This window comes from Acinetobacter sp. CIP 51.11 (assembly GCF_000369665.1).
Lineage (GTDB): Bacteria > Pseudomonadota > Gammaproteobacteria > Pseudomonadales > Moraxellaceae > Acinetobacter > Acinetobacter lwoffii_S.
This window is the reverse complement of the sequence record NZ_KB850129.1, coordinates 2,101,539-2,114,712: the sequence shown is the minus strand read 5'-3', so window position 1 is coordinate 2,114,712 and position 13,174 is coordinate 2,101,539. Positions and strand designations below refer to the sequence as shown.

Annotated in this window: 11 protein-coding genes and 2 tRNA genes; 9 read left to right on the top strand and 4 right to left on the bottom strand. The window is 44.8% G+C overall.

From position 1 onward, the window contains the following. Positions 1-144: 144 nt before the first annotated feature. From F894_RS13850 to F894_RS13835, 4 genes are all read right to left on the bottom strand, one after another. A tRNA-Glu gene (locus F894_RS13850) sits at positions 145-220 on the bottom strand. Positions 221-258: 38 nt separating this feature from the next. Further along, positions 259-334: transfer RNA gene (locus F894_RS13845), tRNA-Ala, on the bottom strand. Positions 335-391: 57 nt separating this feature from the next. Beyond that, positions 392-1,900 carry a glutamate--tRNA ligase gene (gene gltX, locus F894_RS13840; RefSeq protein ID WP_005248381.1) on the bottom strand — a complete coding sequence of 503 codons (1,509 nt, stop codon included), beginning with the start codon at positions 1,898-1,900 and terminating at the stop codon, positions 392-394. Positions 1,901-2,027: 127 nt separating this feature from the next. After that, a complete protein-coding gene (locus F894_RS13835; RefSeq protein WP_004281126.1) occupies positions 2,028-2,330 on the bottom strand; it encodes a hypothetical protein in 303 nt (100 codons plus the stop codon). Between the two features lie 393 nt (positions 2,331-2,723). Here F894_RS13835 and F894_RS13830 point away from each other — a divergent pair, with 393 nt between their 5' ends. The 9 genes from F894_RS13830 (at position 2,724) to F894_RS13790 (ending at position 13,165) form a co-directional block, all read left to right on the top strand. After that, complete coding sequence (locus F894_RS13830; RefSeq protein WP_034438528.1) at positions 2,724-3,725, top strand: sulfate ABC transporter substrate-binding protein; 1,002 nt, start codon at positions 2,724-2,726, stop codon at positions 3,723-3,725. Positions 3,726-3,969: 244 nt separating this feature from the next. Next, a complete protein-coding gene (locus tag F894_RS13825) occupies positions 3,970-4,989 on the top strand; it encodes a sulfate ABC transporter substrate-binding protein (RefSeq protein ID WP_005248379.1) in 1,020 nt (339 codons plus the stop codon). 184 nt (positions 4,990-5,173) lie between these two features. Then, positions 5,174-6,085 carry a 16S rRNA (cytosine(1402)-N(4))-methyltransferase RsmH gene (rsmH, locus tag F894_RS13820; RefSeq protein ID WP_005248378.1) on the top strand — a complete coding sequence of 304 codons (912 nt, stop codon included), beginning with the start codon at positions 5,174-5,176 and terminating at the stop codon, positions 6,083-6,085. Between the two features lie 76 nt (positions 6,086-6,161). Further along, a complete protein-coding gene (locus F894_RS13815; protein ID WP_416201980.1) occupies positions 6,162-6,428 on the top strand; it encodes a cell division protein FtsL in 267 nt (88 codons plus the stop codon). A 15-nt stretch (positions 6,429-6,443) separates the two neighbouring features. Beyond that, positions 6,444-8,267 carry a penicillin-binding protein PBP3 gene (gene ftsI / locus F894_RS13810; protein WP_005101401.1) on the top strand — a complete coding sequence of 608 codons (1,824 nt, stop codon included), beginning with the start codon at positions 6,444-6,446 and terminating at the stop codon, positions 8,265-8,267. An 11-nt stretch (positions 8,268-8,278) separates the two neighbouring features. Next, positions 8,279-9,775, top strand: coding sequence for a UDP-N-acetylmuramoyl-L-alanyl-D-glutamate--2,6-diaminopimelate ligase (locus F894_RS13805; protein ID WP_005248376.1), 1,497 nt, complete (start codon positions 8,279-8,281; stop codon positions 9,773-9,775). A gap of 9 nt (positions 9,776-9,784) precedes the next feature. Continuing rightward, entirely contained in the window at positions 9,785-11,188 is a 1,404-nt protein-coding gene (locus tag F894_RS13800) for a UDP-N-acetylmuramoyl-tripeptide--D-alanyl-D-alanine ligase (protein WP_005248375.1), read from the top strand. Next, positions 11,189-12,307: a phospho-N-acetylmuramoyl-pentapeptide-transferase gene (gene mraY, locus F894_RS13795; protein WP_005248374.1), complete on the top strand. Its 1,119-nt coding sequence runs from the start codon at positions 11,189-11,191 to the stop codon at positions 12,305-12,307. A gap of 54 nt (positions 12,308-12,361) precedes the next feature. Next, positions 12,362-13,165, top strand: a complete 804-nt coding sequence (locus F894_RS13790; protein ID WP_005248373.1) for a putative RNA methyltransferase — start codon at positions 12,362-12,364, stop codon at positions 13,163-13,165. Positions 13,166-13,174 lie beyond the last annotated feature (9 nt).

Genomic DNA, 13,174 nt, shown 5'->3' with positions numbered 1-13,174 from the left:
TTCTAAATTACTGATTATTTTATCGGAAGATGCGAAGAAACCGAAATATTGCCCAACATAAAATATACAGGCAATAAAAAACCCAAGTCGCAATGCTTGGGTTTTTTATAAGATGACAACAATATATTATGGTCATCTTGAATATGGCGTCCCTACGGGGATTCGAACCCCGGTTACCGCCGTGAAAGGGCGATGTCCTAGGCCTCTAGACGATAGGGACAATTGAGGCAAATAACACAGCTAAAGCAAGACTTGATTTGGTGGAGTCAAGGAGGATCGAACTCCTGACCTCTACAATGCCATTGTAGCGCTCTACCAACTGAGCTATGACCCCAGTCTGTGTGAGCGCTATATTAGGGATATCGCGCTCACACGTCAACACAAAAATTAATTAAGCTTGATCAACTGCTTCATTTTTCGGCAACTTTAAGCTTTCATTAAGTTTTTCCCAGACTTTCAGCTCTTTTTTACTTGGACCACCGACAATTTCCAGCGCATGACGTAAGCGTGCAAAAGTTAAATCCGGACCAATGGTCACCATCGTTTGCATTACTGGTGTAGACGCAGTCGAACCAGCGATCGCAATAAAGAATGCAGGCATGAAGTCGCGCAACTTGATTTCCATTTGTGCGGCCAAGTCCATCAAGGTCTGGCTCACCGTGTCGTTATTCCAAGTAAACAGGCTTTCTAAACGCCAAATTGCGAATTGAAGACTTTGACGTACCTGTTCATCCGACAGTTTCTTGCTTTCAAACTGTTCTTTAGACAGGGTCGGGAAGTGGTTGAAGTAATGCGCAGACCAATTTACTGCTTCAGAAAGCAGGTTAATACGTGGTTGAATCGCAGCCGCAATTTCTTCTAACTTGGCACGATCTGCTTTCCAGGCCAATAATGTGTCTAGAAGTTCAGCCGGGCTGAGTGCCTTGATCCATTGACCGTTTAACCAGTTTAGTTTCTCGACATCAAAGATCGGACCACCAAGTGATACACGTTTGATATCAAAATGTTCAATCATTTCTGCCAGAGTGAATTTTTCACTTTCATCTGGCATTGACCAGCCCATACGACCTAGGTAGTTCAACAAGGCTTCAGGTAGTACACCGATGTCTCTATAGTAGTTAATTGAGGTCGGGTTTTTACGTTTAGACAGCTTAGATTTATCCGGGTTACGCAGCAGTGGCATGTGGCATAGTACCGGCATGTCCCAACCGAAATATTGATACAGTAACTGATGTTTCGGCGCAGATGGAATCCATTCTTCACCACGAATTACGTGGGTGATTTGCATCAAATGATCATCTACTACGTTTGCTAAATGGTAGGTTGGGAGGCCATCGGTTTTTAGCAGGATTTGCATGTCTACTTGCGCCCATGGAATTTCCACTTCGCCACGCAGCATGTCATTGAATTTACATACGCCTTCGGTTGGTACTTTCATACGGATGACGTGTGGTTCACCAGCGGCCAAACGACGCTCAACTTCTTCTTGAGTGAGATTCAGACCGCGACCATCATAACGTGGCGACTCACCACGTGCCTGCTGTTCTGCACGCATTTGATCTAGTTCTTCTGCAGTTGCAAAACAGTAGAAAGCATGGCCTTTCTCTACCAGTTCCAAGGCATAATTTTTATAGATATCCATACGTTCTGACTGGCGGTACGGCGCATGCGGGCCACCGACATCAGGACCTTCAGACCAGTTCAGACCCAGCCAGCGCAATGAATCCAGGATCATTTTTTCAGATTCAGGCGTTGAGCGCAGTTGGTCAGTATCTTCAATACGAAGAATGAATTCACCGCCATGCTGTTTAGCAAAACATAAGTTAAACAAGGCGATATAGGCAGTACCTACATGCGGAAAACCAGTAGGAGAAGGTGCAATACGAGTACGAACAGTCATAGCCGGATCTAATCTTAGATATAAAATTGCAGCTATTATAGCGAAAAAGCCACATCACTTAATGCTTTATTCAACATTGAATGATGTGGCTTTTAAATCCGGGAATATTCAGCGCTGTTGAGGCTGATTAAGAATGAGCGCTCGAAAAAATACTTTGGACAAAGCGGGTGAAGCGGTAATTCTGTTCTGCAAAGAAATTTTGCGAAGGTGCGACTTTAAATGCAGTCAAGACTTTTAGATTATCTTCTGTTTGAAGTGTTTTTTCAGTTTTTTGTTGCTGAATCGCTTTTTCAATCGGCGAAGTCTTGCTTTCAACAGTGCTTACTGTAGGCTTCGGCAAATCTGTCTTCACAACAACGGCATGACCGAGTTGAATCGAGAACAACATAATCAGGCTTAGGATGCTGGCTGTGAATAATGTAAATTTCATATCCAAACTTCCTCCTTACTTCTGGTTGGTTTTATTTTGTTAAAAATGTTTTTTTAATACTCTGTCTACAATTTAATCACAGTTGATCATAAAGAAGTAGAACCAAGTCACATTTTTTACAAAAGAAATAATATAACTCTGTGGAAAATTACCAAAAATCGTAATTTCCTGTTTTGGTGGCCTATTTTTAACAGACAACTGTGAAGAGAACGTGAAGAACTGTCTTATATTGTAGCAGAAGATTACTTTTCTAGCAGAATATGTATCCGGATTTAATTGTTAGAAGATATCTCAAAATCAGAAATAGATTGTAGATATTGTTATAAATATATGATTGTTATGTTTATTTTTGATTTGTATAGTGCAGGTCATATAAACAATGAGTTACATCAAATGAAAAAAATAATAGCATCCGCAATCTTGACAATTTTAGTGGGAACAGCAGTACAGAATTCCATTGCCAAAGATTTCCTGAATGTCTCTTATGACCCGACCCGTGAATTTTATCAGGAATATAACGAAGAATTTGGCAAATTTTGGAAGCAGAAAACCGGACAAACGGTTAATTTTAAACAGTCGCATGGTGGCTCAGGCAAGCAGGCGCGTTCAGTGGTCGATGGTTTGCAGGCCGATGTGGTGACTTTGGCTTTGGCCAATGATATCGAAGAAATCGTCAATGCAGGTTTAATCGCGAAAGGCTGGCAAAAAGAGTTTCCGAGTAATTCGGCACCTTATACGTCTACGATTGTATTCTTGGTGCGTAAAGGGAATCCAAAGCAAATCAAAGACTGGAATGATCTGGCCAAAGCGGGTGTGGACATTATTACCCCAAACCCAAAAACCGGTGGTGCACCTCGTTGGATCTACCTGTCTGCTTGGGGTTATGCACTGAAACAACCGGGCGGTAATGATGCGAAAGCCAGAGAGCTGGTGAAAAAACTTTATCAAAATGTCAAAGTACTCGACTCCGGTGCGCGTGGTTCACTGACGACGTTTGCCGAGCGCGGTATTGGTGATGTGCTTTTATCCTGGGAAAATGAAGCCTTGCTGGCGACCCAAGGTCTGGGTAAAGATAAGTACGATATCGTCTATCCATCCATTTCAATTCTGGCCGAGCCATCGGTAGCGATTGTCGATAAGAACGTGAATAAAAATGGTAATACCCATCTGGCAAAAGGCTATTTGAACTATTTATATTCACCGAAAGGGCAGGAGCTTGCTGCGAAATATTTCTTCCGTCCGCGGGATGCCAAAGTCGCTAACAAATATTCGGCTCAGTTCCCGAAAATCCAGACCTTTACCATTGATAAAGTCTTTGGTGGTTGGGCTAAAGCGCAAAAAACGCATTTTATCAATGGAGCGATTTATGACCAGATTTATAATGAAAAAAGATAAGTAAGCGGTCGTCTAAATAGAATAAAGAAAATGGCTAAAGTGTTATCCATTTTCTTTATATCTAATGCATAAAATTCTATATATTAGATATAAGTAGAATAATAAATAGTATTTTTCTTTTAAAAACAAAATATTAATACAGAAAAACCTTTCATTTTATCGTGTTGTGATGTTGTAGGGTGAATTGCGATAAATGATTTTATTTCATATAGTTATATCTAATGAAGATAAACTCTGTGCTGCCATGAAAATTCAATTAAAATCGTTATTTAGTGCTGCCTTATTGGCGACTGGTTTAGGCATGACCGCGACTGCTTCACAAGCAGCAGACCGTCAGTTTCTGAATGTATCCTATGATGCTACGCGTGAGTTCTATGATGAATTTAACAAATCATTTGGCGCTTACTGGAAAAACCGCACCGGTCTGGATGTGAATTTCAAGCAGTCACATGGCGGTTCGGGCAAACAAGCACGTTCTGTGGTCGATGGTCTGAAAGGTGATGTGGTGACTTTGGCGCTGGCCAATGACATCGAAGAAATTGTGAAATCTGGTCAGATTCAGCCGGGCTGGCAAAAGGAATTCCCACACAACTCGGCACCTTATACCTCGACGATCGTATTCATGGTACGTAAAGGCAATCCGAAAGGCATCAAGGACTGGAATGACTTAACTAAACCAGGCGTACAAATTATTACGCCGAACCCAAAAACCGGTGGTTTGCCGCGTTGGGTGTATCTGTCTGCATGGGGTTATGCCGAGAAACAGCCAGGCGGTAACAAAGCCAAAGCACAGGAATTTGTCGGCAAGCTTTATAAGAACGTGAAAGTGATGGATTCTGCTGCACGTGCTTCAATGACCACCTTTGCCGAGCGTGGGATTGGCGATGTATTGCTGACTTGGGAAAATGAAGCCTTGGTCACGCAAAAAACCTTGGGTAAAAACAAGTTTGATATCGTTTATCCATCAATTACGATTTTGACTGAACCGTCAGTGGCGATTGTGGATCGTACGGTAGAGAAAAATGGCAATAAATGGTTAGCAACAGGTTATATCAATTACCTGTATTCACCATTGGGTCAGGAAATGGCAGCTAAACATTTCTATCGTCCACGTAATGAAAAAGTATTAGCGAAATATTCGGCACAGTTCCCTAAAATCAAAACCTTTACCATTGATGAAGTCTTTGGTGGTTGGGCCAATGCACAGAAAACCCATTTTGTGAATGGTGCAATTTTCGACCAGATTTATAACAGCAAACGTTAATTGATCTGCGAAGTTATCTAGATTGAAAAAAGCCTCCAAAACTGGAGGCTTTTTTGTATGAGAAAAATGCTAAAACGGTTTTCTCTATGGAAAGTAATATTTATCTACAAAAAGTCGTTTGGAGCTTTGCCTAAACAGGGTGATAATGTGCAGTTAAATTTTTCCCCCTATTGATTGAGTTTTTATGTCACATATTTCTGTATTACTTCACGAAACGATTGATGCCTTGTTGGCGGGTCGCAATACGGGAACTTATGTGGATGGGACCTTTGGCCGTGGTGGACATACGCGTTTATTGCTGTCCAAATTAGATGAAAATGCACGCGTCTATGCCTTTGATAAAGATCCACAAGCACTGGCTGTAGCAGCTGAACTCGAACAAGAAGATTCACGTTTTAAAATTATTCATGCCAGCTTTGCTGATCTGAAAGATGCATTGGCTGAAGTGGGCATTGAACAGGTCGATGGGGTGATGGCTGACTTAGGTGTTTCTTCACCGCAGCTGGATCAGGCTGAACGTGGTTTCAGTTTTATGAAAGATGGCCCGCTGGATATGCGTATGGATAACTCGCAAGGTCCGACCGCAGCAGAATGGCTGACGCAGATTGAAGAAGAAGCACTGGCGAATATCATTTTTAAATATGGTGAAGAGCGTTATAGTCGCCGTATTGCCAAGGCAATTAAGGCTGCCGGATATATTGATACCACGGCAAAGCTGGCTGAGATTGTAAAAGTAGCACACCCGAAATGGGAAAAAAATAAGCATGCTGCGACCCGTACTTTCCAGGCGATTCGTATTGCTATTAATAAGGAATTAGAAGATATTGAAATCTTCTTGCCTCAGGCCGTTGAAATCTTGAAACCTGAAGCACGTTTGGCGGTAATTAGCTTCCATTCACTAGAAGACCGTATGATTAAACAATTTATTCAAAAAGAGTCAACGCTTGAAGAAGATTCAGGCTGGGGAATGCCACAACAACAGAAAGATACGCGACGTTTAAAGAAAGTTTCTCGTGTTAAAGCCAGTGATGAGGAGGTCAAAGCCAATCCTCGTTCACGTAGCGCATGGCTCCGGGTAGCAGAACGTTTAGCTTAATAGGCAGATCATGAAAACGGAAGTGGTTGATAAAAAAACAGAAAAATTGTGGCTGAAAAAAGTTACAATCTATCTCATGCTGATATTGATGGTCTTCATCAGTGCAGTATTTGTGGTATTTCAGGTGTTTGAATACCGTCAGGACACCCGAAAACTGAGCAGCTATTTGCGTGAGCGTGATGACCTGAATGCAGAGTGGGGGCGTTTGCTGATTGAGCAGCAAACTTTTGGCGCGACGGCACAGATCGGTACGCGTGCAGTGACACAGCTGCGTATGTATTCACCTCCGGTTTCACAAAGTGTCGTGATTTCCTTACCACAAACTTCAGATGAGAAAAAATAAGGCTAGCGTTCCGACATGGTAGACAAGAGAAAGAAGCAACCGGTACGTAAAAAACAATCGGTCACCGACAAAAATGCCTCAAATGTTTATATCAATCGTTTTTACATCATGTGGGCGGTGGTGCTGCTGTGTTTTGTGACACTGATTTGCCGTGCTTTCTATGTACAGATTATTAATAAAGATTTTTTGCAAAATAAAGCCAATGCCAATATTTTAAGAACCAATACTATCAAGGCGATGCGTGGCGTAATTTATGATCGTAATGGCATTCCATTGGCGATCAGTACTCCAATCATGAAAATTGTGATTGATCCACGTGATTATTTTGACAATAAAAAACTCTATGACGAGACCATGCTGGCGCTGGAAAAAGAACCGAATAGCCGCAAGCTCAAACGTCAGCTACCGGATAAAAACCTGAATCTGGATGAGCTGGCTGATGCAGTCGGTATGGATCGGGCAGAACTGCGCAAAAAAATGGAAGAACGTCCGCGTTCACGTTATCTGATCCTGAAAAAAGAAGTTCCGCCACAACAGGCAGAACTGATCATGAAGCGTAATTTCCAGGGTGTGTATACCGAGAAAAACTATAAGCGCTATTATCCTCAGCCACAGCCAAACTCTCAGATTATTGGCCTGACCAATAGCGAAGGCAGCGGCATTGAAGGTCTGGAAATGCAGCTGAATAGCCGTCTTTCCGGAAAGGATGGCGAGCAGCAGATCATTCGCGATAAAAAAGGCAACCGGGTCAAAGAACCGGAAGTGATTAAAGAAGTTGAGCCGGGCGAAAATATTACCCTGAGTATCGACTCGCGTCTGCAATATATTATGTACCGTGAGCTGACGGCTGCTGGTGTTGCCAATAATGCCCGTTCAGCGACTGCGATTGCGGTAGATGTCAAAACCGGTGAAATTCTGGCGCTATCTTCATGGCCATCGTATAACCCGAATGATAAAAACAGCCTGCTCAACAAGGATGCCATGCGTAACCGCGGTGCAGTCGATTCGTTCGAGCCGGGTTCGACCATGAAGCCGCTGACTGTAGCGATGGCCTTGGAAAGTGGCAAATATACGGCGAATTCAGTGGTGAATACCACACCGGGCAGTATGCGGGTCGGTAATCATACCATTCGTGATACGCATAACTATGGTCAGTTGACACTCGGGGGTATTCTGCAGAAATCCTCTAACGTTGGTGTGGCGAAACTGGCCTTGTCATTGCCTTATGAAACCTTACCAACCTTCTATAAACGCCTCGGTTTTGGTCAGCGTTCAGCGGTGAAATTCCCGGGTGAAAGTGCCGGTCTGATTCTGCCGCCAAGCAAATGGAATGTGTCAGAAGTGGCAACCATGTCCTATGGCTATGGTCTGAATGCGACGGTACTTCAGCTGGCTGATGCCTATGCCATGCTGGCCAATAAAGGCGTGAAAATGCCGCTAAGTCTATATAAGCTGGAAGAACAGCCCCAAGGTGAGCAGATGATCGATGCCAATATTGCCGATCAGGTCCTGCTGATGATGGAAACCGCCACCTTACCAGGTGGTACGGCAACTCGCGCCACCATCCCAGGTTACCGCGTGGCAGGTAAAACCGGTACTGCACATAAGTTGCGTGCCGACCGTAAAGGTTATTCGACCAGTGAATATCGGGCATTATTTGCCGGCGTGGCACCAGTCAGTGACCCACGGATTGCCATGGTGGTGGTGGTAGAAAATCCACAAGGCACCTACTATGGCGGTACGGTATCTGCACCAGTCTTTGCCCGCGTGATGCAGGAATCCTTGCGTCTGCTGAATGTCCCTCTGGACAAACCTTTAGAACCTCCCAAAGTCCAGTAAATAGGTGATCAATGTCTATTACATTTCAAGATCTCTACACCCCTCACGATGTCGCTGACTGGATGAAGCAATCCTTTCAGGGCTTCGAGCTGGATAGTCGTAAAGTTAAACCGGGACAAATTTTTATTGCCCTGACCAGTCTGTCACAACCGGAAAAAACTACTCAATTTGCCCAGAAAGCTTTGGATCAGGGTGCATTGGCTGTGATTTCAGAAACTGAACTGGATGTATCTCCAAATTTGGTGTTAGCAGATGTACGCCATCTAATGGGACAATGGCAAAAGCAGTATTTGCAAGCAACCCAACCCGTCACTGCTGCGCGTATTCTTGCAGTCACCGGCACCAATGGTAAAACCACGATTTCTCGCTTGGTGGCTGAATTCATCATGCTGCAAGGTAAAGCCTGTGCGGTGATGGGCACCACTGGTAACGGCATTCTGCCAAATCTGGAAGCGTCTTCGCATACTACCCTGGATGCCTTGCAACTGCAAAATGCCTTGTATGGCTATGTGCAGGCCGGTGCGGAATTTGCCTCGATTGAAGCCAGCTCACATGGTCTGGAACAAGGTCGCTTGAATGGCTGCGCTATCGAGATTGCAGGCTATAGTAATTTGAGCCGTGATCATCTGGATTATCACGGAACACTGCAAGCTTATGCGGAAGCGAAATCGGATTTATTCCGGTTTGAATCTTTAAAAGTCGCTGTCATCAATATCGATGATGAGCATGCACAGATCATGCTGGATGCTGCGAAAAATAATCCGGCACAGCCTAAAATTTTGACTTATTCCACCAAGCAAAAAGCGGATTATCAGGTTCAGGATATTCAGTACAGCATTTCAGGTGCGAACTTTAAACTAGAAACTGCTTCTGCTGAATATGTGGTTAACAGTCCATTGCTGGGCCATTTCAATATTGAAAATCTGGTCGCCAGTCTGATCATGGCGGAACAGGTCAGATTTGACCTGAACAGTTTGATTGCGACAGTACCACAGCTCAAAGGTGCGCCCGGTCGCATGCAGGTGCTGCGTGATGGCGAACGTCTGTTTGTGGTGGATTATGCGCATACCCCGGATGCCCTGACCCAGGTTCTGGTGACCTTGAAACGTCATGTTTCACAAAATCTTTGGACTGTTTTCGGCTGTGGCGGTGATCGTGACCGTGGTAAACGTCCACTGATGACTCAAGCTGCTTTAGATGGTTCAGATATCGCAGTATTCACTTCTGATAATCCACGGACCGAAGATCCGGCACAAATTTTTGCTGATATGAAAAATGGCATCGATTTTTCCGGCAAAACCTATCATGAAATTCATGACCGTCGTGAAGCGATCAAGTTTGCGGTTAAACACGCACAGGCGGGTGATATTGTGGTGATTGCAGGAAAAGGGCACGAAAATTATCAGGAAATTGATGGTGTACGTCACTGGTTTGATGACGTGGTCGAAGTGCAAGCTGCGATTGATGCTCAGCATTGCAAAACAGATTCAGCCTATTCAGCGCATTAGGATTCAGATATGCATACCTCAACAACAAGTACTGCGGCGCTGGAGCCGTGGAGCATAGAACAATTACAGCAGGCTACCCAAGGCTACTGGCTGAATGATAGAAAGCCTGCAGGCCAGATCAAGCGGATTTTGACTGATTCACGTGATGCAGAAGCAGGTGATGCTTTTCTTGCGCTGAAAGGCGAGCGTTTTGACGCGCACGACTTTATTGCGCAAGTGGCGGCTCAAGGTTGTGAAATTGCCATTGTTAGCCGTCCGGTGGATGCTGATATTTGCCAGTTGGTGGTGGAAGATACCCGTTTGGCACTTGGACAGTTAGGTGCTTATCGCCGTCAGCAGAATCCTCAACTCAAAGTCATTGCCTTGACCGGCAGTAGTGGCAAGACCACGACTAAAGAAATGCTGGGAAGCATTCTGTCGCGTCTGGCACCGACCTTGGTGACACGTGGTAATTTGAATAATGACCTTGGTGTGCCGGTAATGTTGCTAGAGCTACGTCCTGAACATCAATATGCAGTCATGGAGCTCGGTGCAAGTCATCAGGGTGAAATTGATTACACTTCAAAAATGGTGCAGCCGCATGTGGCGGGGATCATTAATATCGGGACTGCGCATTTAGGTGAATTTGGCGGTCGTGACGGGATTTGCCGCGCGAAATCCGAGATTTATGCGCATATCTCTGAAACCTCAATTACTCCTGCTGCAGATGATTTTGCTGAAGTCATTCGTGCCGCAGTAAGAACTGAAAAAAGCTTAAGTTTTGGTGCTGGTGGTGAAGTCTATGCCAGCGATGTAGTACTTGAAGCTCAATCCTCAAGCTTTACCCTGAATACAGCACAAGGCTCCAAAACAGTTCAGTTGCCGTTTGCCGGTGAGCATAATGTTGAAAATGCGACCGCAGCAGCAGCTTTTGCCCTGGCGATCGGTATTGGTCTGGATGATATCGTGGCCGGTCTGGAACAGGCCGTGGGTGCGAAAGGTCGTCTGAACTTTATTCCGTACAAAGACTATTTATTTATTGATGATACCTACAATGCCAATCCGGGTTCGATGCGTGCAGCAGCAGAAGTTCTGGCGCAGCAGCAAGGCATCCGGGTGATGGTCACTGGCGATATTGGTGAACTTGGTTCATCTGCTGCAATTGAGCATTACAAGCTCGGTCGGGATCTGGTCTCGGTCAAAGGCATTAATTTTGTGGTGGCTGTGGGTGAATTTGCGCCTGCCGCACAAGAAGGTGCTCGTAGTACACAATATGGTAAAAAAATGCAGGCTTTCCTGAATCAGGAGCAGGCCTTGCCATTTTTAATTGATTTGATTGAAACACATCATCCCCAGCCAATGTCTTTCCTGTTTAAAGGGTCGCGTTTTACCCATATGGAAACATTGATGGCTGCATTGATGGAGAAACTCTAAATGCTGTTATGGCTATTTGACCTTCTGGCGGGCTTTGACAGCACGTTTCAGGTGGTTCGTTATTTAACTTTACGTGCTTTACTCAGTGTTTTGACGGCACTGACCATTGGCCTGGTACTTGGCCCAATCATGATTCGCAAGCTGCAGGCGCTGAAATATGGTCAGGCAGTCAGCTCGTATGCCCCTGAAAACCATGCCAAGAAAATGGGTACACCGACCATGGGCGGGGTGCTGATCCTGCTTTCAATCGGGATTTCGACTTTACTCTGGGCGGATCTGTCTAATCCTTATGTCTGGATTGTACTGGGTGTAATGGTGATTTTCGGTGCCGTGGGCTGGGCCGATGACTGGATCAAAATCCGTTATAAAGACAATGCAGGTTTGCCTGCGAAGAAAAAATTCTTCTGGACTTCAGTGGGTTCGTTGGGTGCTGGTATAGCCTTGTATGTGATTGCGCAGCAACAGAGCAATCCGGTGCATACTGCGAATATGCTGGATCTGCTGATTCCATTCTTTAAAGACTTAAGCATTCCATTGTCAATGATTCCGCTAGGTATTGGATTTATTATCTTTACCTATTTCGTCATTAACGGTGCATCCAATGCCGTGAACCTGACCGATGGTCTGGATGGTCTGGCGATTATGCCAATCGTGCTGGTCGCTACAGGTCTGGGCGTATTTGCCTATCTGGCCGGTGATGTGCGCTTTGCCAATTATCTGCATATTCCTTATGTGAAATACTCGTCTGAATTGGTGGTGGTCTGTGCGGCTATGATCGGGGCGGGTCTGGCTTTCCTTTGGTACAATGCCCATCCGGCTCAAGTATTTATGGGGGATGTCGGTGCTTTATCTCTCGGTGCAATGCTTGGTACGATTGCCGTCATGGTTCGTCAGGAAATCGTATTTGCGATTATGGCCGGTGTCTTTGTGGTGGAAGCGGTTTCAGTATTCCTGCAGATTGGTTCATTAAGAATGCGCAATAAGCGTGTATTCCTGATGGCGCCGCTGCATCATCACTATGAAAAGAAAGGCTGGCGTGAAACCCAGGTAGTGATCCGTTTCTGGATTATTACGATTATGCTGGTAGTTTTGGGTCTAATGACCTTAAAATTGCGCTAAGAAATGCATTGGAAAAAGTCGGCGCATGCCGGCTTTTTTGTTTTGGAGAAAATGATGAATTTACTCATGTGCCCAGTCTGTCGCCAGCAGTTGAGCTTAAATGAAAGAACATGGCGCTGTGAGAATCATCATAGTTACGATGTCGCCAAACAGGGCTATGTGAACCTGCATGTGGTTCAGCACAAGCACAGCAAAAACCCGGGAGATACGTCTGAGTCTGTGCAGGCACGTCGCGCATTTCTCAGTGCAGGTCATTATGCGCCTTTGCAACAGGCTGTTGTAGAAAAGATTCGCGAGTTGCGGATTGAAAACCTTTTAGATATTGGCTGTGGCGAAGGCTACTATACCGATGCCATGCAGGCCGAAGTGCTGCAATGTGTGGGGGTCGATATTGCCAAAAATGCAGTTCAGGTGGCTGCCAAACTGAATAAAGATATTACTTGGGTCGTGGGAACCGGGGCAACCTTGCCAGTACTGAATGAATCAATTGATCTCTGCACCAGCTTGTTTAGTCCGATTCCCAAACAGGAAATCCTACGAGTCCTAAAACCAAAATCTTATTTGATGGTAGTGACGCCGGCACCACAACATTTATATGCCATGCGTGAGGCTTTATTTGAGGAAGTGAAACCACACGAGCCGCAGAAGTTTGTGGAGCAGTTGCAAGATGAGTTTAACTTGATTAGTGAGCAGGTGATTGACGCCCCAATGGTTTTACCACAGGCAGATTTAAAAAACCTGATTGCGATGACGCCATATGCTTATAAGGCCAAACCTGAACGTCGTTTAGCACTTGAACAGCAGGATCAGTTTGAATTACTGGCGCAATATCAGATTTACCTGTTTCAGAAAAAATAAAAAATGCAT